Below are 24,104 nucleotides of genomic sequence, written 5' to 3' on the forward strand. Positions count from 1 at the left end.
AAATGTAAATGTATAGATATTGCGATCGTGGAAACTATCACATTAGGCAAAAATGGCCCGACTGTTCCACCCTTATGTATTGGAACTTGGGCTTGGGGCGATAAACTGTTTTGGAATTATGGCAGTGACTACGGCCCCGAACAATTACAAGCAGCCTTTACAGCAGCTTTAGAAGCGGGGGTTACTTTTTTTGACACCGCAGAAGTTTACGGAATGGGGCTGTCAGAAAAATTTTTAGGGCAATTTATCAAACAGGCAAACCAACCTGTGCAAGTGGCCACAAAATTCGCCCCTCTGCCTTGGCGATTTACCGGACAATCTGTGAGTGATGCGTTAACAGAAAGCCTCAAACGTCTGCAACTAGAAAAAATTGAATTGTATCAAGTGCATTGGCCATTTGCTTTCTTTTTGAGTCAAGAAACACTGATGAACACCTTAGCCGATGAAGTGCAGCGAGGCAGAATTGCCGCAGTCGGTGTCAGTAATTACTCAGCCTCCCAAATGCGAGAAGCCCATCAAATATTAGCAGCTAGGGGCGTTCCTTTAGCTGTCAACCAAGTACGTTATTCTTTATTTAAGCGCCAAGTAGAAAGTAGTGGTATTATTGCAACTGCTCGTGAGCTTGGTGTGACAATTTTAGCGTACAGTCCTTTAGCACAAGGATTACTCACAGGTAAATACACGCCGGAAAATCTCGAAAAATTAAGCGGTGCTAGAAAGATAGACCCAAAATTTGGTAAAGAAGGCTTGGAAAAAATTGCCCCAGTGATATCTTTATTACGCGAGATTGGCGAAAAACGCGATGGTCTACGATCGACCGTAGGTCATCGCACCCCGGCGCAAGTCGCACTAAACTGGTTAATTGCCCAAGGTAATGTGATTCCCATCGCTGGGGTAAAAACAGATGAACAAGTCAAACAAAATGCTGGCGCTTTAGGTTGGCAATTAAATAGCGATGAAATCGCAGAAATAGAAAAAATTACTCGTCCTTGGCTGAATTAACTACCTGCTTGAAAAATTTGTTTTGCAGTTAAATTTAACTCTGGGAATGTTGGCGACTGAATGCAGTCATCACCTCTAAATTGTCTCACTTGGTACTCATCATCAACTAACGAATAAATAGAAATAGTTGGTTGTTTCGGTTCGCCAACAAACTTTTTAGCAGCTAATCCTAAATAATCTACAATCCAATATTCACGAATGCCAATTCCCTCATATTCACCATATTTTTTGTAGTAATCATCGCGCCAGTTACTACTTACGACCTCAATAACTAGGGGAATAGATTCTGCATAGCTCACAGTTGATTCTTGTTGCCATAAAGGCTCGTTCATCAAATTAGCTTGGTTTAATATTAAAATATCTGGTGAATAGGCAGACTCGCTATCAATTGGCTTAACTAATGCTGTTTTAGGTATCAAATAAGGTAGGCGTGATTGATAACACTGAACAGCTAACTGTATAGATAAAAAGCCTGTAACCTCTTCATGACCTCCTAATGGTTGTGCCATTTTAACAACTACTCCATCGTGCAATTCATAGCGTTCTCCATCAGGTTTCCAACTGACGAATTCTGCAAACGTTACTGTTTTGCGTAGAGCTTGAGTCATAAGTACTTTATCAACACAAGGCAAGTTTATCTGCTGTTTAACTTTCTAAATTCTAGTCCCTAGTCCCTAGCCTCTAGCCTCTTATTCAAATACAGGCGGCCACAATTCTGATATCGTTAGCTCCCAACCAGGAAGTAAATCTGGCAGTGTCAATTTATCGTTATTTTGTAAAATTACTGGTGCTTGATTCAGGCGATAAACTTTTAATATCAACTCATCTGGATCAATCAAAATCCCAACAGTACAACCAAGTTCTAAAAATAATTGAATCTTTTCTTCTAATGTTTTCACACGGTCTGACTTGGATTTAATTTCTACCATCAAGTCAGGTACTAATTCTACAAAATCGCGCTTGCTAGTTTTGAGTCTGTCAGCACGCAAAAAGGACACATCTGGAGCGCGGAGATTGCGTTTTTCATGATTAGTTTCCAAGCTAGGCAGAATAAAACCAGCACTAGAACCAGTAACTCTTCCTAGCTTACGTGGACGTACCCAATTGCCGAGTAAGCGAATTAACTCAGCCCCGATTTCTTCGGAAATATAATCTGATGGCCCCATGACTAGGATGCTTCCATCTACCAGTTCCATCTGCCATTCTGGATGTTCAGCTTGTAGCTGCTCTAAATCTGCAATTGTGAACATAAAACTACAGAAAATACATCTTTATCTATGTTCCTACAAGCTGATAGAAACGGTGAGCGACTTTTGCAAGTTATGAGTCCTGAGTACACATCAAAACACTTAGCACTCAGCACTCAGCACTCACTACTTAAGAGGCAGATTCTCTCGCGCCAGAGGAACCTAGCTTTTGATTGGCAGAAACGGGGGCTTCACGACGACCTGAGCGTAGTTTGGGCTTGGGTGTGGAGCGTCCTTCGTCATTGTTGTTAGCATCTGACTTGTTCCAAGAACGGTTTCTTTCGCCAGAAAATTCACGGCGCTTCACAATTTTGGGTTTAGCAACGGGAACTTCTTCGGGAACTTCCACTTCAGAGCTTAACCAAGCGGGACGGGTTTCATCGTAAGCAAGTTGCAGTGCCGCAGCAGCGATCGCATGAGCATCATACTGTTCAATCAATTCGCTGACAATGGGTAAGAAGGAAGCCAGTCTTTCACCACTTAGGGCTTCTCTCACTTGTTCTTGCAATTTGTTGATGTGCCGTGCTTCAATTTGCGCCCGTGTGGGAATGGACAGTAATTGCCAGCTTTGGCGGATATGGCGCTCAAATAATTGCTGTTTGCGACGCTCAAAAGGCTGAACCAAGGTAATGGCTGTACCTTCTTTACCAGCCCGACCAGTCCGACCAATTCTATGCACGTAGGTTTCTACGCTATCGGGTAAGTCGTAGTTAATGACGTGAGATAGTTGGTCAACATCTAAACCGCGTGCAGCAATATCAGTGGCGACTACCCAGCGCACTTGGCGATTGCGGAAGCGGGTTAATAACCGTTCTCTGGCTTGTTGGGACAAATCACCGTGATATTCATCCACACTGTGACCAGCCGCTTGCAGTTGGTTGGTGAGTTCTGCCGCAGTTCTGCGGGTACGCACAAAGATTAAGGCTGTTTCTGGATCTTCCATTTCCAGAATTGGCTGTAATGCTTTGGCTTTTGTCCAGTGGCGGGGAATTAAGTAAGCTACTTGGTTAATTTTGTTGGGTGCAGCTTTTGGTTGCTCAACAGTAACGGTAACAGGCGATCGCAAAAACTTGTTCACCAACATCCGAATTGACGGGGGCATTGTGGCAGAAAACAACGCTGTTTGCCGTTCTTGGGGTGCTTGGGACAAAATTCTCTCAACATCATCGATAAAGCCCATGCTCAACATTTCATCGGCTTCATCTAACACGAACCACTTGACTTGATCTAATTTCAAGCTACCGCGCTCTAGCAAGTCAATCACCCGGCCGGGAGTACCAACAACAATGTGAACGCCGCGTTTGAGCTGCATAATTTGACGGTCAATGGATTGACCACCATAAATTGCTAAAGCCCGTAAGCCACTATTACCAATAAATTGGCTAACAGCATCATGGACTTGAATTGCTAATTCACGGGTTGGGGTTAACACCAAAGCTTGCACGGCTCTTTGGCTAACATCCAGCCGTTCTAAAATTGGCAGGGAAAAGGCGGCTGTTTTGCCTGTACCAGTTTGAGACTGTCCTACTACATCCCGACCTGACAACAGTTGGGGAATAGCTTGGATTTGAATGTTAGTCGGTGCGGTAAAACCAATTTTTTCTAGTTGTTCAGCGCGTTCTTGGGAAATTCCTAGTTCAATAAACGAAAGATTCATCAACTCTCCTAGATTTTGCTTTTTGACTTTTTGTTTAGATTGGGAAATCGAAATCTATCTGTGACTGAGGGCGACTTGACCATAGAGGTCATAAGTATCAGCACTGCGAATTGCAACAGGCACAATGGTTCCTAATTTAGCTGCGCCTGTGACATAAACCAGACCATCAACTTCGGGCGAACTTCTGCTAGAACGACCAATTAATTCCCCACTTTCAGGATTTTCTTGCTCAATCAGGACATCAACGATTTTGCCGACTTCTTGTTGATTTTTCCGCCAAGAAATGGGTTGCTGAAGTTCCATGATTTTTTGCCGCCGCTCGTCCATAATTTCCTGGGGTAACTGATTGGGCAGACTGTAAGCGGGGGTTCCTTCCTCTGGTGAAAAGGTAAAAACACCAACATGGTCAAATTCATGCTGCTGCACAAAGTTGAGTAGATGCTCAAAATGCTCTTCTGTTTCGCCGGGAAAACCCACAATCAAGGTTGTCCGTAATACAGCTTCTGGTAGTGCAGTTTTAATGCGCTCAATAATTTCATTGTTGACTCGCCCTTGCCAGGGACGGTTCATGGAGCGCAGAATCTCTGGATGAGAATGTTGCAATGGCAAATCCAAGTAAGGTAAGACGTTGGGCGTTTCTTGGATTGCCGCAATCACATCTGGGGTCAATCCTGTGGGATAGGCATAGTGCATCCTAATCCAAGGTATGTCCACTTTCCCCAAGGCTCGGAGTAATTCGGCGAGTTTGGGCTTACCGTAAATATCCAATCCGTAGTTAGTAGTAATTTGAGAAATCAAAATGATTTCTTTTACGCCTTGGCTGGCTAACTGCTCGGCTTCGGCCACAATTGATTCAATGGTACGCGATCGCTGATTACCTCGCAGATACGGAATAATACAAAACGCACACCGATAATCGCATCCTTCAGCTACTCTCAGGTAGGCAACACCCTCTGTTGTTGTGCGGTAACGCGGTGTGGTTTCATCAGCGATATAAGTTGGTTCGGCGCTAATTTGTTTAACGCGCTCTCCTTGTTCGGCTCGCTCGATTACATTGACGATTTTGTGATAATCACCTGTACCCACCACGGCTACGGCTTCGGGCAACTCTTCCAATAATTGCTCTTGGAAATGCTGCGCCATGCAGCCTGTTATTACGATTTTTTTATTAGCCTCTGCCAATTCTACTAAAGTTCTGACAGATTCTTCTCTTGCTGCTTCAATAAAACTACAAGTATTAACGATAACGTAATCTGCTAACTCTTCGTTTGTATCTACGCCATAACCTGCTTCTACTAGCAGCCCTAGCATATGTTCTGTATCAATTCGATTTTTCTCGCAGCCCAAATGAGATATTGCTATTGTTGGCTTTTCACCCATACTTTCATATCTAAGGTTTTTTCTTCTGGTCACACAAAGTGCAATGACTTCGCTCTTTGTGATGCACGCCTTTTTGCCGATCATGCTCAGGCAAACTTCGCCACTATCAACAACTGTCAGTGGACTGATGACCTCGATAATTTGCGGTCATGCTATGATTATGTCTACTATTAGTCTGTTTCCTTGGGTAAATAGGAGTGCCTTTGATTTTATAGGACACTTGTAATATTTTTTAACAATTCGCCTGTTAGTATTTTACACTACCGGAGCGTATGCGTTGTTAATTTACCCGTTGGGAAGCCGCCGAAAAGGCTGGTTGTGAGAAGTCGCTACCCTCAGGGAAATCGCGCTTGCGACTACGCCTAATCAAGCAGTAATACCCTGACGCTTAGGCGAAAAGCCTAAACGACGGGAAGTTGCCTTGCGTGTTGTGAGTGGCAAACTCCTCTTGTAGCCAGGTTTTATCTTAACATATCTTATGGAACGTTTTATGCCAAATTCCATCTTCAGATGGAGGTAGTGAAACCAGTACCAGCGAACACATGAATGCTAATCAAGGAACTAGGGACGTGAGACGAGAAAATAGGAGATAGGTGAATTTTAATCCTAAAATCCAATCCCTAATCCCTGATCTCTGAATAATATTTGAAGACGTGGACTTATATCAGACCTTTAAAACTCGTACACCAATTATTGGCGTAGTTCACCTACTGCCATTACCCACCTCGCCCCGCTGGGGAGGTAGCCTAAAAGCCGTGATAGACCGTGCTGAACAAGAAGCAACAGCCCTTGCCAGTGGTGGAGTAGATGGCATTATTGTAGAGAATTTTTTCGATGCGCCGTTTACAAAAAACCAAGTTGATCCCGCAGTTGTGAGTGCTATGACCGTAGTGGTGCAAAGGATACAAAATTTAGTAACTTTGCCGCTAGGTTTAAATGTATTGCGAAATGATGCCAAAAGTGCCATTGCGATCGCCAGTTGTGTGCGGGCGCAATTTATCCGTGTGAATGTGCTAACTGGAGTCATGGCCACCGACCAAGGATTAATTGAAGGAGAAGCCCATCAATTATTGCGCTATCGCCGAGAATTAGGCTCTGATGTCAAAATTTTGGCAGATGTTTTAGTTAAGCACGCCCGGCCTTTAAGTTCGCCGAATCTCACAGTTGCAGTTCAAGACACAATTGAACGAGGTTTAGCAGACGCAGTAATTTTATCTGGCTGGGCGACAGGTAGTCCTCCTACTCAGGAAGATTTAGAACTAGCGAGCGGTGCAGCCAAAGGCACACCAGTATTTATCGGTAGTGGAGCCGACTGGGAAAATGTTGCTACACTGTTGCAGGCAGCAGATGGGGTGATAGTTTCCAGTTCCTTAAAACGTCATGGTCGCATTGAGCAACCAATTGATCCGATTCGCGTCAGTCAATTTGTTGAAGCAGCCCATCGCACTTGGAACTCCAAAAGCCCAAGCAAATCAGTCCAACAAATAAAGTTACATTCTTAGTAAGTAGGGAGTGGGGAGTAGGGAGTAGGGAGAAATTATATACTTCAGACTTCACACTTCATACTTCAGACTTCATACTTTATACTTCATACTTCGCAGTTATGATTCGCCGCCGTTCTACGCCTTGGATTCATAAATGGTCGCGCCTAATAATTGCCGCGATCGCTGGATGTGGTGCTTTAGTCACAGGCTATCTCACCATTGAAAAGTTAACAGGAGGCAGTGCAGCTTGTTTGGCGCAAGCTGGCACAAAAGGTTGTAATGACGTACTTTCCAGCCCTTGGGGTACAGTTTTCGGTCAGCCATTAGCCTTATTTGGATGTTTGGCCTATCTCAGTATGGTGATATTTGCTTTGGCTCCTTTGGTGTTGAACTCTGAGGACAGTAACCAACGCCGACAAATAGAAAGCTGGACTTGGTTGCTATTGTTAGCCGGAGCGATCGCTATGACTGTTTTTAGCGGTTACTTAATGTATGTGCTGGCTTTCCAACTTAAAGCTATTTGTCCCTACTGCATAGCTTCGGCTTTATTTTCCACCAGTATGTTGCTACTGACTCTCATTGGCCATTCTTGGGAAGATATTGGGCAAATTTTCTTTACTGCCATTATTGTCGGGATGGTAACTTTAATAGGTACTTTGGGCGTTTATGCTGGTGTGAATACATCAGGGACGACACCAGATTCAACTAGCGGACAACAACAAATTACCTTTACTCCAACAGAAAACCCTAACCCAGAATTTGGTTGGCCAATCACCACAAACTCTGGTGATGCGGAAATTGCTTTAGCAAAACATTTAGTTAAAATAGGCGCGAAAGAATACGTTGCTTATTGGTGTCCTCACTGCCACGAACAGAAACTAATTTTTGGGAAAGAAGCTTATCAAATTATCAACGATAATATCAAAATAGAATGTGCCGGTGATAGCCCTAAAAGTCAGCCAGAATTATGTAAAGCTGCAAAAATACAAGCTTTCCCAACTTGGATTATCAATGGTCAAACTTACAGTGGAGTCCAAAATTTAGCAGAACTAGCCAAAATTACTAATTACACAGGGCCGACCAATTTTAAGTATTTTAAATAATTGTTTTCACCAAGACGACTGTGTAAATTTTAAGATTTTCCTCAAATAGTCAACTGGCTAAAATTATTGTTTATAGCTGGTTGACTCATTTTTCGGTAAGTGATGATTCAAAGAAGTTTATGAACCAAGCAATCAACTGTCAATCAGGCTCAAACTCTTAATCAGGCTGTTTCCTCAACCCTGCCTGATCCCAACCACACTTATTTAGGCTGACTTACTTGCTATGACAAGTGAAAATAAAATACAACCATAAATATTTTTTCTTTTAATTTATTACAAAAAGATTTGTCACTTTTTCGCTAACGAAAATATACTTTTGTGAACAGTCAATAAATAATATCTATCCTCAATCTGCATCTAGCAAATTCAGCACTTAGGAGGAGGCAGTGGCCACGACATCAAGGAGATATTCTTGCTCCCTGTGGCCTCAATATACTTTCTTATATGTGCAAAAGCTGATTCAGGCGAATGTATACTTACGCAGCCTTGATCGAAATTCTCAACTAATCTACTTCCTACTCCCGATGATCTTCCGAAAAAACTAGTTTAGAAATCAAAGAGGATTGCTATACTAGCCAAACTTTTCTTAATAATCAGTCATGATGAGAAATAATTTGTTAAAAATCCTTCAAAGAAGGTGCTTTAACTTCACTTCAATGACAACTTTCTTAAAAAATGAATACAGTGATATACAAGCTATATTTGCTAGTTATTTGTTTGCTAGTTGATAGCTATACAAAATAGAAATATTTCTCCCTACTGGGTCATGGGAATGAGTAAGCAGCTAGGCAAGCATTTTATTAGGGTAGCATTGAAGCTGAAACAGCCTCTTGGTCGAAAATATCAAGAATTGATTGTCGCTTTTACTGTTGCAGCCTGCATTTTACTGTTACGTTCTATGGGAATATTGCAGTCCTTGGAGTTAGCAGGATTAGATCAATTTTTTCGCTTCCGTCATAACGAACCATCAGACGATCGCATCACAATTGTAGCTATTGATGAAGCAGCTTTGCATCGAGCAGGTTCATGGCCAATTCCAGATAGTATAATCGCCCAGTTGTTACAAAAAATCCGAAATCATCAACCTCGTGCTGTGGGCTTGGATATTTATCGGGATTTAGTTGTCAATCCAGGTCATGAAGAGTTAGCTAAAACTTATCATTCAATGCCAAACTTAGTTGGTATTCAATTATTAACTAATAACCCCAATACTCGCGTCTTACCACCGCTTAATTTGAGTCCGAATCAAGCAGGTTTTAACAACATACTATATGATATCGATGGGAAAGTAAGACGCAATTTGCTGTATTTGCATCTCAACAATCAACGATATGAAAGTTTTGCTCTCAAATTAGCTTTACTATATTTAAAAAAGGAAGGTATTAAACCTAAAAAAGCACCTAATAATTCTGATTATTTAAAATTAGGTAAGGCTATATTTACTCGTTTTCAAGGCAATGATGGTGGTTATGTAAGAACTGATGATAAAGGCTATCAGATTCTCGCTAATTTTCCTAAACCCGAATGTGAAAAACCTCATCAAGAATTTTGCAGTTATCGTACAGTTTCTATGAGTGATGTGCTAGATGATAAAGTGCCTATCAGTTGGATACGCGATCGCATTGTATTAATTGGGTCTACCGCTCCTAGTCTGCAAGATTTTGTGTTTATTCCCTACTCTAATACTATGCTAAAAGCCGCCCAGCCTGTTGCCGGGATTGAACTACAAGCTTATTTTATTAGTGAATTAATTTCATCTGCGCTTACAGGGCGACCTTTATTAAAAGTTTGGCCAAAATTCTGCGAAAACTTAGGGATTTTGGCCTGTGCTTATATAGGGTCAGCAATTATTTGTCGTAGTAAATCATTCAGGAAAAGTTTCCCCAGACTTTTCCTAGGTTTATTAATATTAATTATTATTAGTTATCTAGCTTTTTTAGCTGGATGGTGGCTACCTGTCATTCCTGGATTACTAAGCTTTAGCTGTGTATCTGGCTGGATGATTTTTCGCATTGCTTATATGCAAGAAGAGTTAAAACGTTCTAGAGAGTTTTTACATCAAGTCATCAATTCTATTCCTGACCCTATTTTTGTGAAAAACGAGCAGCATAAGTGGATTGTTTTAAATGATGCTTACTGTAAGTTTATTGGTTATCCTGACAATGTATTACTTGATAAGTCATATTATGAATTTTTTCCCAAACATGAAGCGGATATTTTTCATCAACAAGATCAGTTAGTATTTTTCACCCAAAAAGCCCAAGAAAATGAAGAAGAATTTACTGATGCGGCTGGTAAAACTCATTTAATTGCCACTAAGCGATCGCTCCACAAAGATGCAGCAGGTAACATATTTTTAGTAGGAGTAATTCGTGATATTACTCAGCGTAAGTTAATAGAAGAAGAATTAAAGCGCACAGCAGCTGAATTATTTCGCTCTAATACAGAACTAAAACTCAAAGAAGACAACTTACGCTACTTGGCTTATCATGATCCCCTAACAGGTTTATCGAATCGGAAATTCTTTGCTGAACAACTTTATGAGTCGCTAAATTGGGCAGAAAATAATAATTTGTTATTAGGATTATTGTTTATTGATTTAGATGGGTTTAAACAAGTAAATGATACTTTAGGGCATGATATGGGCGATCGCCTGTTAGTGATTGTTGCCCAAAGACTGAGTAATTGCTTGCGTGGTAGTGATACTGTCTCACGCTTAGGTGGTGATGAATTTACTGTGATTTTACGGGCAATTCCTAACGTGCAAGTAGCGGCTAGGGTGGCTACCAAAATTTTAGCTAGTATTACTGAACCAATTGTATTGGCAGGATACACCACGAAAATTTCTGCCAGCATTGGTATTAGTATCTACCCAGTCAACAGTCAAGATTCCGAAAGCTTGATTAAACAAGCAGATGCAGCAATGTACCGTGCTAAACACTTGGGTAAGAATCGCTATGAACTAGCTTGATGTTTGATGGTTATAACTTACTCACATCTAGATTTTTGGGTTTGATATCGAGATGTTCTAACATAGCTAGCAACGCCTTGTTTTAAGTCCAAGTCAGAATGCCTAATCAAGTTTGGTTAACACAGTTGCGAAAACACAGAGCGATCGCTGTTATCCGTGCATCAAACATGGAAATAGGAGAGAAGATGGCGATGGCGGTAGCATCTGGAGGAATGCATCTCATCGAAATTACTTGGAATAGCGATCGCGCCGCAGAATTGATCACTAAACTACGTGTCAAGTTACCTGATTGCCTAATTGGTACAGGTACGCTGTTTAATGTGCAGCAGTTAAAAGAAGCGATCTCTGCCGGAGCGCAATTTTTGTTTTCACCTCATGTTGATGTTGAAATGATAGACGCAGCAGTAGCCAAAGATATTCCCATGATTCCTGGAGCGTTGACTCCTACAGAAATTGTGACAGCATGGCATCAAGGGGCTAGTTGTGTGAAGGTTTTTCCGGTGCAAGCTGTAGGAGGAGCTAGTTATATCAAGAGTTTGCAAGCCCCTTTGGGGCATATTCCCTTAATTCCTACAGGTGGCGTCACTTTAGATAATGCTCCAGAATTTATCGAGGTTGGGGCTGTGGCGGTTGGTTTAAGTAGTGAATTGTTTCCGAAAAAACTCGTTGCTGCGGAAAATTGGCAAGCGATCGCCCATCATACAACTCAACTCATACAAAAATTGGCGTAGCAAAATACACACTAAATGGAGTCATAGGCTACAACGTAAAAAGGAACATCCCTAGGCTCGATCATGAGATGTGCATAGATTATGAAAAGTCTGATTAATTCTGACCAAATGGGTCATTTCACTAGAATTATTATAGGTGTTGCAGTATCTTTAAGCGTGGTGAGTACTGCAATCAGTCCAGTAAAAGCCAATTCTCCAGAAGATACAATCAACCAAACAGTTCAAACGCTTCAAAAATCAGACCAGCGTTGGATTCAAATTAAACTTTCCACCCAAAGGCTCATCGCTTGGGAGGGTGGTAAACCTGTTTACGCAATTACTATTTCTACAGGCAAAAAGTCCACACCAACACGGATTGGTAGTTTTAAAATTCAATCTAAGCACAAATCTGCGCGAATGCGCGGACGAGACTATGATGTTGCGGATGTACCTTATACAATGTATTACCAAGGTAACTACGGTATTCACGGAGCTTACTGGCATAAGAAATTTGGTACACCAGTCAGTCATGGTTGTATTAATGTTGCACCCAATCATGCTAAATGGTTATTCAATTGGGCATCACTAGGAACAGCTGTCATCATTCAAAAATAAAATAGGACTTACGAAAACGAAAAATTAAGGTTTTAGGAAAGGGTGTAAGGATGCAAGGGTATGGGGGTGTATATATCCAAAGCCTTACACCCTATACCCATTAACCCCTAACCCCAGTCCCTACAGATAATCTGGGTGCGTAAGTCCTAGAGATGTTATGCTATTTAGTGCATATGTACTATAATCAGTATTTACTTAACTTTAACATAGATTACATACCGCATACAGCTTTTTTAAGCTGGAGCTTGTCTATGGTTATTGATTTGAAATTTAAATTTTATATACATGAGTAACAGTACTTATATTTATTTATAATTACCCTTAATATAGTTAATTAAAAATTAATTAAAAATTTGAGAGAAAGTCACTTTTTAGGCTCTATCTCCTAGAACATACTGATTCATCCCAAATTATCTCAGAAAATACCACTAAATAGTGTATACTTTTTAACAAGTCAAGAGAGTATTTCAGCTTATGAATATAAAGATTTTATTAAAAAAATATATTTCCGAGGCATCTCCTAGAGGTATTCAAGGAGTATCTCTGATTTTGGAAATAGAGAGTTCTAACTTTTGGCTGATGTCGGAAAAGGCTATTTAAGTTTATTTCTTAATAGTAGTTTGAGCAGATTTTCCTCGAAAACATTTGTCCTGAGCCTTCTAGCAGCAAGTATCAGCATCTCAGTCAAATAGGTATTTTGCCAGCAAAACTTTAATTTAATTTTAATTTTTTCAGAAATAAAGACCGAACCTTGTGTAGGTAAAAAAAGTATTGGATGAAATCAGAATGCAGGAACTTTACAAAAGCTTTATGGGCATTAATTTAAGAATCACAACTGTTTTAATCATCTGTGTCAGTGGCTGCTTAAGCCTTCCTAAGATCGCTGATGCTACTGGTGAATTTAGCAGCCTAGTTGTCAAAGGCTTGGCTGGTGCAGAGCAAAGTCTTTTAGCTAATTCTGATAGCAGTCTTGAAGGAGAAGATGATACATATGTTCCGCCTAATTTTGGCAGACCGGACAGCCAGCACGGCAGTGGTACACGCTAATCCCACTGTTTCATCAACCATCTACAAATAAACTGAGCGTCACACAATTTTGGATTTTGGATTGACCCCACAGATTAATTTGGGGGCTTGTAGCATCAAGAAACTATTGCTCAACAGGTTTACACTGAAGATTTTTCCCAGCCACGGTTTTGGATTAGGGTGTGAACTTGCCAATCAGGATTTGGTTGTGGATAATCGCTGCGGTAGTGTCCACCACGGCTTTCTGTTCTAAAGGCAGCACTTTTGAGAATTAAATAAGCTACATCTAACAAATTCCGAGTTTCTGCCCAAAGTCTTAACTGTCGTTCTACATCTGGGATGGTCAATTTTACAGATTCGTTGGCACGTAAAGAAAGTAAGAATTGACTTAAAGGTAAAATAGCAAAATCTTGCTGCCAAGATTCAATAGTAGCGATCGCTTCGATTAATCGTGACTGTTGCCGACAAATCCCGGCACTTTGCCAAACTAAACGGGGTAACTTCTCGCGCAATGCTTCTAGCTGGGCTTGTTGGTTTGGCTCTTCATCCACATTTAAACTAAACTCACGCCAAGGGATTTCTGCTGTTTGTGCGACCAGTTCAACTTCTGCTAGTTGCAGATTTGCCATTTGTGCGCCAAAGACAATACATTCCAACAATGAATTACTAGCTAGACGATTCGCACCATGTACTCCAGTACTGGCAGTTTCACCGACTGCGTATAAACCCGGAATATTTGTGCAATTCTGTAAATCAGTAAGAATACCACCCATCCAATAATGAGCCGCAGGCGCAACCGGAATTGGCTCATTAAAGACATCAATTCCCCAACGCTGGCAAACCTTAATGATATTCGGAAAGCGATGGCGAATTTTTTCTGGGGGGATAGGACGCATATCTAGCCAGACATTAGCTGTCGCTGGATCGACGGCTGTAAGTTGTAAATGGTTAAAAATGGCACGACTGACTACATCTCTAGGAGCCAGTTCGCCTGCGGGGTGATAGTCAAACGCGAACCGCCGCCCTGTATGGTCAACAAGATGCGCGCCTTCGCCTCTGACAGCTTCACTAATTAAAAAGCGATCGGCTCCAGGCTTAGTTAAGGCTGTAGGATGAAATTGGACAAATTCTAAATCTCTGACAATTGCCCCAGCCCGCCAAGCGATCGCTACACCATCGCCTGTACTGACAGCAGGGTTAGTAGTTTGGGCAAAAACTTGACCACCACCACCAGTGGCTAAAACTACGGCTTTTGCTCTTACCCAAGTAATTTGACCTTGATAAAACAAACTAATTCCTTGACAGCGACCTGTTTGCGGTTCTAACCACAAACTCAAGGCTAAAGCTTGCTGAATAACTTGAATGTTCTGTCGTTGTAATACTTGCGCGGTTAAGGTTGTGGTGACTTCTCGACCTGTGGTGTCAGCAGCGTGCAGAACGCGATTACGCGAGTGGGCTGCTTCTAAAGTTAAAGCTAGGGCGTTACCGTGACGGTCAAAAGCTACGCCCAAATTTACCAAAGATTGAATACAACTAGGGGCGTGTTGCGCTAAGAATTCCACAGCTTGCCGATCGCACAGACCTGCACCAGCTTGAATTGTATCTTCAATGTGCAGTTGTGGCGAATCTTCTGGGGCGATCGCAGCTGCAATACCACCTTGCGCCCAATCACTCGCTGATAAAGTTACTGTTTCTTTGGTAATCAAGCCGACTTGCAACGATTCTGGCAAACACAGGGCTGTATATAATCCAGCTGCGCCAGCACCGACTACTAAAACATCAAATTGGCGGGGAATTTCGATTTCAGGCAAGGTCAAGGAATTTTGGATTTGGGATTTGGGATTTTAGATTGATACCACAGATAAATCTGCGGCATTGAGCATTTTTCAGTTTGGACTTTGTTTGATGAAAATAACCACTCCCAGATGCGGGAGTGGATTACTGTTTCTTAGATTAGCGATAAATGAGCTTATCTATAGATACCGTTGTTAAAGCGATCGTCTCCTTCGTTGAAGACTGCTTCTTGCTCGGTAACAGTGAAGTTATCAAAATTAGCTTGTAGGAGTTGTTTTTGGCGATCGCTCAACCCTGGTAGATTCAAAATATCTTCTACCTTTTGGTAAGGAGCATTTTTGATGATTTTCTTCGCCAGGGTAGGATACAAACCTGGGTAGCTTTGAAAAGCGCGGACGTTGGTATTATTTAAATCAATTTTTTTACCAAATTCCGTTGCTAGTTTATCATCTGCACGATTGCGGAATTCCACTGCTAAAACAGGAACTTGCGGTAAAGCAAGACTGTTAATTCCAGCAGCTTGGGCTATTCCACTTGTACCTAACCATCCCCAGCAACCAACCAACAAACTAAATACTGTTAATAAACGCACCAATCTTTTCACGATTTTTCTACCTCTTTCCATCAAACTGAATAATGGCTCTAAGCAGACAGATGTCAACAGTTTATAATCTTTGAGTCACAGTTATGACTTTAGATTGATTAACCCTTGACTCAAATCTAGTAGATCCATCAACACACAGCAGTCATCAGAAACTAATATACAGCTTATTAATATCCACAATATTTACGGCTACTGGGTTTGACTAGGAATTTTAGATTTTTTGCTTCATCTTGGGGCAGTCAACAGCTGACAGATGACAAGGTTTAAGCCAGTCTAGCAGCTAATAAAAATAAGCTATCTACCAAAATTGTACTTAAAACTGCACCGCCAAACGCATACCAGTGCCGATGCTGGTTACGTAAAGGTAAAATCCCTGCTATTAATAGCACGAGTGCAAGAGATACTGCCCAAGCTTCCCCCCAAGGGGTTTGGACTTGCATTACCGCAGCTTGTAAAATTGGCGACACGTTTTCTGGCTCTACTTGCATGATTTGTCGCCAGTAAGGCATTAAGTCAACTATATAGAAATACACATCTGTTAAAACAGTGCCGAATAAAGAACCTAAATAAAACCAGTTACCAACTTTGCACCAGTTTCTCATTAAACACCAACAAGCAAATGGCAAGCCAATAGACTCAACTGGTAAATGCCATAAAGGTTCCCAACGCAACCAACCCCAGTAAATTCCTCCAGCTAACCAACTCCAGCTAAAGCCTAAGAGCAAATCCCCCCATAGGTATGTTGCCGGACGTGACATCAAGCGAAAACTTAGCCATACCCAAAATCCAGTCATCGCTAAACTAAGGCTGGGAAGCGATCGCACCAGTGGTGCTTCAATAAATACTGGGACTGAGACTAAAAATACTGCTGCCGCAAATACTAACCAAGTTTGTCTAGATAATATTAATAAAGGTAAAGATGGCGAGGCGGCAAGGGTTGATTCTAATTCTGAAATACCTAACCGTCCAGCATCTTTGACAGTTATTTCTTCGGCTATGGAAGTGGTAGAAGCTTTGTAAGATGACAATGTAGTATTAATCAAAGTTTTAATAATTGTAACTAAACTTTATTTTATTTAAGATAGCATACCCATAAATCCACCCTGGGGGCATATTTATTCTACCGAGATTTTACGTAAGTTGGATATCGCGGAAATAAAAGCAAAAATAATTCAGATTCTGTATCCTGGATTCTGGATTCTTTTCCAGTAAATCTGTCCAGAAACTACAAGGGTGGGTGTAGAGAGGAAATCTTCGGGTGTGGGGGTTTAGGGGTGTAGGGAAACAAACCCTTCGTCTTGAAAAGCTTGACAACCTGATACCTCATCTTCACAGACAAACTGATTGCCGCAATCTAGTACTTGATTGGGTAATCTTCCTGGCAGGTTTCTGATCAAGATGTTTGTGTAATTGGTTGTAATCACAGCGATCGCAGGTAGGATAATGGCTTTATTAAAACGTCAATGGTTTGTGTGCTTATTTGCAGCATCCGCATTAATTTCTAGTGCGGCATTTCCCGCCCTCAGTGCCTCACCACCCAATGCAGGGGAGAATGGGATACAACAAATGAATATTTTCCAGGCAATTGTTTTAGGCTTTGTGCAGGGAATGACGGAATTTCTGCCGATAAGCAGTACAGCGCATTTAAAAGTGGTTCCAGTAGTTTTGGGTTGGGGCGATCCTGGTGTGGCATTTACAGCCGTAATTCAATTAGGGAGTATTGCTGCTGTACTGTGGTACTTTTGGGGAGATTTGACTCGAATTCTCACAGGCGCAACCAGAGCGATCGCCCAAAAAGATTATGCTAATTATGACTTACGCCTATCTTTGGGAATTGCCTTAGGAACCTTGCCCATTATCTTTTTTGGACTATTAATCAAAAGATTTATCCCAGATTATGATAATTCACCGATTAGAAGCATCGGTGCGATCGCGATCGCCTCAATCGTTATGTCCTTATTGTTGGGAATAGCAGAAAAACTCGGCAAACGCCAACGAGACTTTGAACACCTAACCATGAATGATGGGCTATTAATGGGTTTAGCTCAATCTTTAGCTTTAATTCCTGGTGTCTCCCGTTCTGGTTCTACTCTGACGGCTGGCTTATTTATGACTTTACAACGGGAAACAGCCGCCAGATTTTCATTTTTACTCGGTATCCCAGCCATTACCCTCGCTGGGCTAGTCGAATTAAAAGATGTGTTGGGAGATATTAGCAGTACTGGGATAATTCCCTTATTCGCTGGCGTAATTTCCGCCACAATTTTTTCCTATATATCTATCGTTGGCTTACTCCGCTTCCTCAAAACCCAAAGCACCTGGGTATTTATTTGGTATCGCCTAGCCTTTGGTGTGGCAATTTTAAGTGCTATTAGTGCCGGAGTATTGAAAAATAGTTGATGAGCCAGGATGAAGGATAAATTATGAAGAGTGAAGGATGAAAAAATAATACTTCACACTAGCCTGCGGCAAGCCGCTAGAAGCGTCTACAAACTTCACACTTCATACTTCCGATGACTAACCTTCGTCCTGCCAAAATTACCAAAGTAATACCAGACTCCATCGCTGCTGAGATTGGCTTTGAGGTTGGGGATGCGATCGTTGCTATCAATGGTACACGTCCCCGGGATTTAATTGATTATCAATTTCTCTGTGCTGATGAATTTTTAGAACTAGAAGTTTTAGATACTGCTGGTAAAACCCATCACGTCGAAATTGAAAAAGATTATGACGATGATTTAGGGCTGGAATTTGAAACAGCTTTATTTGATGCTTTAATTCAGTGCAATAATAAATGTCCCTTTTGTTTTATCGATCAACAGCCTCCAGGTAAACGCTCCAGCTTATATTTAAAAGACGATGATTATCGTTTGAGCTTTTTGTATGGCTCTTACTTGACTTTAACCAACTTACCCGAACGGGAGTGGCAGCGAATTGAACAAATGCGCTTGTCTCCCTTGTTTGTGTCGGTTCACGCTACCGAAGCCGATGTGAGAATTCGCCTGCTCAAAAACCAACGGGCGGGACAAATTATGGAACAGCTGCGCTGGTTCCAAAAAAGACGGCTGCAAATTCACGCTCAAGTGGTAGTTTGCCCTGGTATCAATGATGGGCAACATCTGGAACAAACCCTCAAAGATTTAGCGTCATTTTATACTGGTGATCTGCCTGCTGTGGCATCAGTGGCAGTTGTACCAGTAGGTTTGACGCGGTTCCGTCCCCAAGAAGACGAATTAATCCCTGTTACCAGAGAAAAAGCCCAAGAAGTAATTTTACAGGTGCGATCGCTTGCCCAGCAATTTCGCCAAAAATTCGGCACTAATGTTGTTTGGTTAGCCGATGAGTGGTATTTAATTGCGGGGGAAGAACTACCAAAAGAATCAGAATACGAAGACTATCCGCAAATTGATAACGGTGTTGGTTCAATTCAGCTATTTCTCAAGCAATTTGCATCTGCCGCAGCTGAATTACTGCCAGCAAAAGTTTATCCTCAAAGAAAACTGACTTGGGTAGTCGGTAACGCGGTGGAAAAAGCATTTCAACCTATTTTGCAGTGCTTAAATTCTGTTGATGGTTTAGAAGTAAATATGTGTGCCTTAGCTAGTGATTACTGGGGGCAAACTATTAGTGTTACTGGCCTACTTACAGGACATGATTTACTTTTAAACTTAAAAGAAAAAGATTTAGGCGATGGCATTTTGTTGCCCAATGTGATGCTTAAACATGGCGAATTAGTATTTTTAGATGATGTTAGCGTTGAAGAATTAGCTAGGAAACTCAATACAAAAATATTTCCCATAGCAGGAGTTCAAGAATTAATCAACACCTGTAGTGCGGAGAAATTCAAAAATTAAAATATAAAATATTCAGTTGATTCTCGGAGGTTTTTAGTTGTTATGCTGAATAATAACTAGTAAAGGAAATTTCCGATTAAATTAAGTGAGGCTTAAGTGGTGAAGAATCAAGAATGTGCAACAAAAAAAACAAAAAAACACAGATTCTTCATCATTAGTTTTAACCTGTTAATTATTAATTGTTTCAGCACTCTAAATATTGCTCAGGTCAGGGCAGCAAATGATGAACCTGTATTCAGTGTCGTTCAAAGTAAAGAAAACACCCAGCAGTGGACAGGAATTACGAAACGCTTGCAAAGCCTTGGGTTAAAATACTGTGTGATTTCCTTAGCAGAAATTAAAACTGCCGCAGATTGGGGCGATCGCAAAGTATTATTTTTACCTAACGTCGAGACATTAACACCAACACAAGTCATTTCCCTTGAAGAATGGTCAAGCAAAGGCGGCAATATCATCGCCAGTGGCCCTGTCGGCAGTTTATCAGCACCGGGAGTCAGACAGTTATTGCGATCGCTCCTCGGCAGTTATTGGGGATTTGGCCTAGCTGGAACTCAACAAATCAAACCAGCCAACACTAAATCACCAGCATGGGCAAATCAAGCGCAAATGTTTGGCAAAATTCGTGGTGGTGTGTTGGTTGCTGACAGTGCCATTAGCCAAGCGGCGGCGGTGTGGAATGCACAAGATAATCCTGCGGCTGTAGTCACAACCGAAAGGTCTACTTTAATGGGTTGGCGCTGGGGTACAGATATCGCCTCTACATTCGAGTTAGATAATGCTTGGTTAAAAGCAGCTATCAATCGTCATTTAACAACATCATCTCAAAATAGAAATAAAATTCCCGGAGCTACTGCCAATTGTTCTACCACAATAGCGAGTGCGCCTGATAAGGGGACTGGGAGCAGAGAAAACACTGTAAACTCACAACTCCCCACTCCCCAAGTAGAACCCATTGACCAACTAGAACAAACCGTCCATTGGAATGTGCAACCAAATTCCAATACACCAATTGATGAACGAGAAGCGATCGCTCTGCAACAAGAGTTAGAAAATTTAATTAGTCGGATAGAAAGTGCTGATTTAGCGGCTTCAGTTCATCCTGCGAATGTTGCCGAAGCTATTATTAGCAAACCGCAGTCTTTAAAAGAAGAAGAAACGCGCGTCGCCTCAACTAGACCAGGATTTACTACGCCAAATAAACAGCAAGCAATAGCACAAGCGCGGTTAGTTGCCAAAAATATTCCCCAGCTAATTGCCAAGAAAAACTATGCTTTAGCCCGTCAGCAATGGTTAGCCACAAGGGCTAGTTTATGGAAACATTTTCCGATTAATCGTCGGTTAGCCCCAGCAGAAATTCGGGCAGTTTGGCTAGACCGAGGCACAATTGTGCGGGCGGGAAGCGAAAAAGGATTAGCCGAAGTTTTTGACCGTTTGGCACAGTCAGGAATTAACACAGTTTTTTTTGAAACTATCAACGCCAGTTATCCGATTTATCCCAGCAAAGTAGCACCACAGCAAAATTCCCTGATTCGTGGCTGGAACCCCCTAGCATCTGGCGTGAAATTAGCCCACGAACGCGGTATGGAGTTACACGCCTGGGTATGGACTTTTGCGGCTGGCAATCAACGCCATAATCAGATTATTAATGTTAATCCCAATTATCCAGGGCCAGTCTTAGCCGCACATCCAGATTGGGCCAACTACGACAACAAAGGCAACACCATTCCCCCTGGACAAACCAAGCCCTTTTTCGACCAAGCTAACCCACAGTTACGGCAATATCTCTTAAAACTATTTGCGGAAATTGTCACTGATTATCAAGTAGATGGTTTACAGCTAGACTATATTCGCTATCCTTTCCAAGACCCTAGTGCGGGTAGGACTTATGGTTATGGTAAAGCCGCCAGAGCGCAATTTCAGCAATTAACCGGGGTCGATCCGCTAACTATTTCGCCGACGCAAACCGATTTATGGCAAAAGTGGACAGATTTTCGGACTCAGCAAGTTGATAGCTTTGTGGCTGATGTCTCCCAGATGCTGCGACAAAAGGGTGAACATCTCATTTTATCGGTGGCTGTATTTCCCTTACCAGAACAAGAACGCATCCAAAAGCTACAACAGCACTGGGAAGTGTGGGCGAGACGGGGAGATATAGATTTAATCGTGCCGATGACTTATGCCCAAGATACAGCGCGTTTTCAGCGTCTAGCGCAACCTTGGATAGCTTCTACCCAATTAGGTTCGACTTTGCTAGTGCCGGGAATTCGGTTGCTGTCTTTGCCAAATCTCGCTGCCTTTGACCAATTACAATTAATCCGCGATTTGCCTGCTAGTGGGTATGCGCTTTTTGCCGCCGAGAATTTTAACAGCGACTTGTTGAAGATTTTTAGTAGTACCCAAGGCAAGGTACAACCTGTAGCCAGTGAACCGATTCCCCATCGCCAACCTTTTCAAACTGCTATTGCTCGTTATGCTGCTTTAAAACGAGAATGGCAGTTTCTCATCCAAAATGAGCAATTGCCCATACCTGGGACAACCATTTCTGAGTTTAATAACCAGATAGAAGTAGTGGACAAAGCTTTGGGTCAGTTAGCTGCTGCGCCTTCTGCGACTAAGTTGCTGACAGCTAAAGCCACCTTAACGCGTTTTCAGTCAAAATTTCGCATTTGGATGCGCGAAGTTACGCTCAACAACCCTTATCAGGTGAAAGTTTGGGAAAATCGGCTAGCCACTATCGAAAGACTGTTACGTTATGGTGAGAGGCGATCGCGGCTACGCTAATCACGACATAAACTAAATAATAAGATTGACCAGAGAAAAATAAATCTGTCAATTTTCTGTTATTTTTTATTTATTTACCTCCGAACTAGTTACTGTGTTCATATAACTTAATATTTGCTTTGCTTCATGCAAAATTTACAGTAGATTAACAGTATTTTTCACTAGGATAATAATATTCCTTTGAGTTCCAAATACGAAAAAATACTGGAATAAACTTAAGTTGAGATAACTATTGATTTATGATAGCTATCGTGATTATCTATGCGTACCCTCAAACAAATTCTCTGGCTAAAAAGCTTAGAGTCAGTAATTGACTTTGCGCCACTAACAGTTCAGCCGGAAACTTTAGTGTCAGAAGCGATCTCACTGATGGCCAACAAGGGGGCTGGAGTGGTGGTCTTATCGGTTTCGCAGGTAGTGGGATGGCTAACAGCAAAAGATATAGTCAAGCTAATAGCTTCAGGTATTGACTGCAAAACTACCCAGATTGCAGAAGTGATGCAAGCTTCTGTAGTCACACTTAAGCTATCAGAATTTCATAATTTAATCACGATATTTTCACTGTTGCGTCAGCAGCAGTTGAGTATGTTGCCAGTTGTGGATGATGAAAATAGATTAATAGGCACAGTTAGCACTGAAAGCATTTTGTCAGCACTAGAACAGTCTGTTGAACAAACATCATTGTCCAATTCAACTCAGCTAGAACAGTTAAGTTTGCTAGAGTCAGCTGTCGTCAATATCAACGATTCTTTATTAATTACAGAAGCTCATATTGCTGAGGGTAAGATCCAACCGCGCATAGTTTATGCTAATGCGGCATATACGAAAATGACTGGCTACACCCTAGAAGAAGTAATTGGCAAAGCACCAGGCTTTTCCCACGGAGAAAAGACTTGCCGTACTGAAATGCAGAGACTGTTTGCTGCTGTACAAGCTGGGGTGTCGATGAGAACAGAATTACTGAGTTATCGCAAAGATGGCTCAACATACTGGGTAGATATGAACCTAGTACCAATTAAAGATGCTCAAGCACGTATTACTCATTTTGTAGCTATACACCGCGATATTACTGACAGAAAACAAACAGAAGCAAAGCTGCGCTTAAGTGAAGAACTCTTACAACTATTTACAGAAAATATTCCCCAAGTATTTTATGTCTGGGATGCTCAAGAGCAGCAAATTAGTTATCTCAGTCCAGCTTACGAAAAAATTTGGGGTAGAAGTCGAGAAAGCTTGTTAAAAAATCCCCAATCTCATTTTGCTACCATTCATCCCCAAGACCGCGATCGCATTATTGCGGCATTTGATAGTTTGTTAACAGGTCAATGCCTGATAGAAAAATATCAAATAATTCGTCCTGATGGGGAAATTCGCTGGATTTCTACCAAGGTCTTTCCGGTGATGCATCAACCTGGGCCAGTTCATCGATTCGTGGGTATAGACGTAGATATAACTGAACGCATCCAAACCAAAGCCGCAATGCACGAAAGTGAAAGACGATTTCGGGCGATTTTCAACGGAACATTTCAGTTTTCAGGATTATTAACATTAAACGGAATTTTACTAGAAGCGAATCAAACTCTGCTTGATTTTGGTGGGCTAAAGTTACAAGAGGTAGTTAAACGTCCGTTTTGGGAAACTTTGTGGTGGAGTCAGAACCAAACAACCCAAAATCAATTAAAACAGGCTATTGCGATCGCCGCTAGGGGTGAATTTATCCGCTATCAAGTGGATATTTTGGGTGCTAACCAAACAGTACGCACTGTAGACTTCTCCTTAAAACCCTTAAAAGATGAGACAGGACAAACTATCTTGTTAATTGCCGAAGGGCGAGATATCACCGAACTCAAACAAACTCAAGCCGCACTCAAAAAAG

Annotated in this window: 18 protein-coding genes and 1 pseudogene; 12 read left to right on the forward strand and 7 right to left on the reverse strand. The window is 41.6% G+C overall.

Annotation, left to right across the window (positions count from 1 at the left end; all coding sequences use genetic code 11):
• Positions 1-27: 27 nt before the first annotated feature.
• Complete coding sequence (locus H6G69_RS05025; RefSeq protein WP_190682528.1) at positions 28-1,002, forward strand: aldo/keto reductase; 975 nt, start codon at positions 28-30, stop codon at positions 1,000-1,002.
• Here H6G69_RS05025 and H6G69_RS05030 read toward each other — a convergent pair.
• From H6G69_RS05030 to rimO, 4 genes are all read right to left on the reverse strand, one after another.
• The gene (locus tag H6G69_RS05030) at positions 999-1,610 is read right to left on the reverse strand and encodes a Uma2 family endonuclease (protein ID WP_190682531.1); all 612 of its coding nucleotides are present in this window, start codon (positions 1,608-1,610) and stop codon (positions 999-1,001) included. The genes H6G69_RS05025 and H6G69_RS05030 overlap by 4 nt on opposite strands.
• A gap of 81 nt (positions 1,611-1,691) precedes the next feature.
• The gene (locus H6G69_RS05035; RefSeq protein WP_190682534.1) at positions 1,692-2,252 is read right to left on the reverse strand and encodes a Uma2 family endonuclease; all 561 of its coding nucleotides are present in this window, start codon (positions 2,250-2,252) and stop codon (positions 1,692-1,694) included.
• Between the two features lie 127 nt (positions 2,253-2,379).
• Complete coding sequence (locus H6G69_RS05040; RefSeq protein WP_190682537.1) at positions 2,380-3,906, reverse strand: DEAD/DEAH box helicase; 1,527 nt, start codon at positions 3,904-3,906, stop codon at positions 2,380-2,382.
• A 54-nt stretch (positions 3,907-3,960) separates the two neighbouring features.
• Positions 3,961-5,286 (reverse strand): 30S ribosomal protein S12 methylthiotransferase RimO, encoded by a 1,326-nt coding sequence (rimO, locus tag H6G69_RS05045; RefSeq protein WP_190682540.1) that lies wholly within the window; start codon positions 5,284-5,286, stop codon positions 3,961-3,963.
• A gap of 653 nt (positions 5,287-5,939) precedes the next feature.
• Here rimO and btpA point away from each other — a divergent pair.
• From btpA to H6G69_RS05075, 7 genes are all read left to right on the forward strand, one after another.
• Positions 5,940-6,788, forward strand: a complete 849-nt coding sequence (btpA, locus tag H6G69_RS05050) for a photosystem I biogenesis protein BtpA (RefSeq protein ID WP_190682543.1) — start codon at positions 5,940-5,942, stop codon at positions 6,786-6,788.
• Between the two features lie 101 nt (positions 6,789-6,889).
• Complete coding sequence (locus H6G69_RS05055; protein WP_190682546.1) at positions 6,890-7,873, forward strand: vitamin K epoxide reductase family protein; 984 nt, start codon at positions 6,890-6,892, stop codon at positions 7,871-7,873.
• 772 nt (positions 7,874-8,645) lie between these two features.
• Positions 8,646-10,844 carry a CHASE2 domain-containing protein gene (locus H6G69_RS05060; protein WP_190682548.1) on the forward strand — a complete coding sequence of 733 codons (2,199 nt, stop codon included), beginning with the start codon at positions 8,646-8,648 and terminating at the stop codon, positions 10,842-10,844.
• Between the two features lie 98 nt (positions 10,845-10,942).
• The gene (locus H6G69_RS05065; RefSeq protein WP_190682551.1) at positions 10,943-11,575 is read left to right on the forward strand and encodes a bifunctional 4-hydroxy-2-oxoglutarate aldolase/2-dehydro-3-deoxy-phosphogluconate aldolase; all 633 of its coding nucleotides are present in this window, start codon (positions 10,943-10,945) and stop codon (positions 11,573-11,575) included.
• Positions 11,576-11,656: 81 nt separating this feature from the next.
• Positions 11,657-12,169 (forward strand): L,D-transpeptidase, encoded by a 513-nt coding sequence (locus tag H6G69_RS05070; protein ID WP_190682554.1) that lies wholly within the window; start codon positions 11,657-11,659, stop codon positions 12,167-12,169.
• 474 nt (positions 12,170-12,643) lie between these two features.
• Positions 12,644-12,769 (forward strand): hypothetical protein, encoded by a 126-nt coding sequence (locus H6G69_RS34325; RefSeq protein ID WP_277883346.1) that lies wholly within the window; start codon positions 12,644-12,646, stop codon positions 12,767-12,769.
• 186 nt (positions 12,770-12,955) lie between these two features.
• The gene (locus H6G69_RS05075; RefSeq protein ID WP_190682557.1) at positions 12,956-13,216 is read left to right on the forward strand and encodes a hypothetical protein; all 261 of its coding nucleotides are present in this window, start codon (positions 12,956-12,958) and stop codon (positions 13,214-13,216) included.
• Positions 13,217-13,335: 119 nt separating this feature from the next.
• Here the strand turns inward: H6G69_RS05075 and nadB are convergent, their stop codons facing one another.
• The 3 genes from nadB to H6G69_RS05090 form a co-directional block, all read right to left on the reverse strand.
• A complete protein-coding gene (nadB, locus tag H6G69_RS05080; RefSeq protein ID WP_190682964.1) occupies positions 13,336-15,006 on the reverse strand; it encodes an L-aspartate oxidase in 1,671 nt (556 codons plus the stop codon).
• A 158-nt stretch (positions 15,007-15,164) separates the two neighbouring features.
• Positions 15,165-15,593 (reverse strand): photosystem II complex extrinsic protein PsbU, encoded by a 429-nt coding sequence (gene psbU, locus H6G69_RS05085; protein WP_190682560.1) that lies wholly within the window; start codon positions 15,591-15,593, stop codon positions 15,165-15,167.
• A 263-nt stretch (positions 15,594-15,856) separates the two neighbouring features.
• Positions 15,857-16,636, reverse strand: a complete 780-nt coding sequence (locus H6G69_RS05090; protein ID WP_190682563.1) for a DUF3120 domain-containing protein — start codon at positions 16,634-16,636, stop codon at positions 15,857-15,859.
• 400 nt (positions 16,637-17,036) lie between these two features.
• On the opposite strand from H6G69_RS05090, the gene H6G69_RS05095 reads away from it, so the two are divergent.
• The 4 genes and pseudogenes from H6G69_RS05095 to H6G69_RS34760 form a co-directional block, all read left to right on the forward strand.
• Positions 17,037-17,993, forward strand: a complete 957-nt coding sequence (locus H6G69_RS05095; RefSeq protein ID WP_190682566.1) for an undecaprenyl-diphosphate phosphatase — start codon at positions 17,037-17,039, stop codon at positions 17,991-17,993.
• A gap of 113 nt (positions 17,994-18,106) precedes the next feature.
• Entirely contained in the window at positions 18,107-19,447 is a 1,341-nt protein-coding gene (locus tag H6G69_RS05100; RefSeq protein ID WP_190682569.1) for a TIGR03279 family radical SAM protein, read from the forward strand.
• A gap of 99 nt (positions 19,448-19,546) precedes the next feature.
• The gene (locus tag H6G69_RS05105; protein WP_190682572.1) at positions 19,547-22,228 is read left to right on the forward strand and encodes a family 10 glycosylhydrolase; all 2,682 of its coding nucleotides are present in this window, start codon (positions 19,547-19,549) and stop codon (positions 22,226-22,228) included.
• Between the two features lie 261 nt (positions 22,229-22,489).
• Positions 22,490-24,085, forward strand: a pseudogene (locus H6G69_RS34760) (PAS domain S-box protein); the annotation flags it as partial.
• Positions 24,086-24,104: the final 19 nt, after the last annotated feature.

Source organism: Nostoc sp. FACHB-110 (assembly GCF_014697425.1).
Lineage (GTDB): Bacteria > Cyanobacteriota > Cyanobacteriia > Cyanobacteriales > Nostocaceae > Nostoc_B.

Bases quoted from the DNA above. Each gene is read 5' to 3' on its own strand.
- H6G69_RS05075 (WP_190682557.1), top strand. From the start codon at position 12,956: ATGCAGGAACTTTACAAAAGCTTTATGGGCATTAATTTAAGAATCACA.
- H6G69_RS05030 (WP_190682531.1), bottom strand. From the start codon at position 1,610: ATGACTCAAGCTCTACGCAAAACAGTAACGTTTGCAGAATTCGTCAGT.
- rimO (WP_190682540.1), bottom strand. From the start codon at position 5,286: ATGGGTGAAAAGCCAACAATAGCAATATCTCATTTGGGCTGCGAGAAA.
- H6G69_RS05095 (WP_190682566.1), top strand. From the start codon at position 17,037: ATGGCTTTATTAAAACGTCAATGGTTTGTGTGCTTATTTGCAGCATCC.
- H6G69_RS05065 (WP_190682551.1), top strand. From the start codon at position 10,943: ATGCCTAATCAAGTTTGGTTAACACAGTTGCGAAAACACAGAGCGATC.
- H6G69_RS05055 (WP_190682546.1), top strand. From the start codon at position 6,890: ATGATTCGCCGCCGTTCTACGCCTTGGATTCATAAATGGTCGCGCCTA.
- H6G69_RS05070 (WP_190682554.1), top strand. From the start codon at position 11,657: ATGAAAAGTCTGATTAATTCTGACCAAATGGGTCATTTCACTAGAATT.
- H6G69_RS05035 (WP_190682534.1), bottom strand. From the start codon at position 2,252: ATGTTCACAATTGCAGATTTAGAGCAGCTACAAGCTGAACATCCAGAA.
- H6G69_RS05100 (WP_190682569.1), top strand. From the start codon at position 18,107: ATGACTAACCTTCGTCCTGCCAAAATTACCAAAGTAATACCAGACTCC.
- H6G69_RS05060 (WP_190682548.1), top strand. From the start codon at position 8,646: ATGAGTAAGCAGCTAGGCAAGCATTTTATTAGGGTAGCATTGAAGCTG.
- H6G69_RS05040 (WP_190682537.1), bottom strand. From the start codon at position 3,906: ATGAATCTTTCGTTTATTGAACTAGGAATTTCCCAAGAACGCGCTGAA.
- H6G69_RS34325 (WP_277883346.1), top strand. From the start codon at position 12,644: ATGAATATAAAGATTTTATTAAAAAAATATATTTCCGAGGCATCTCCT.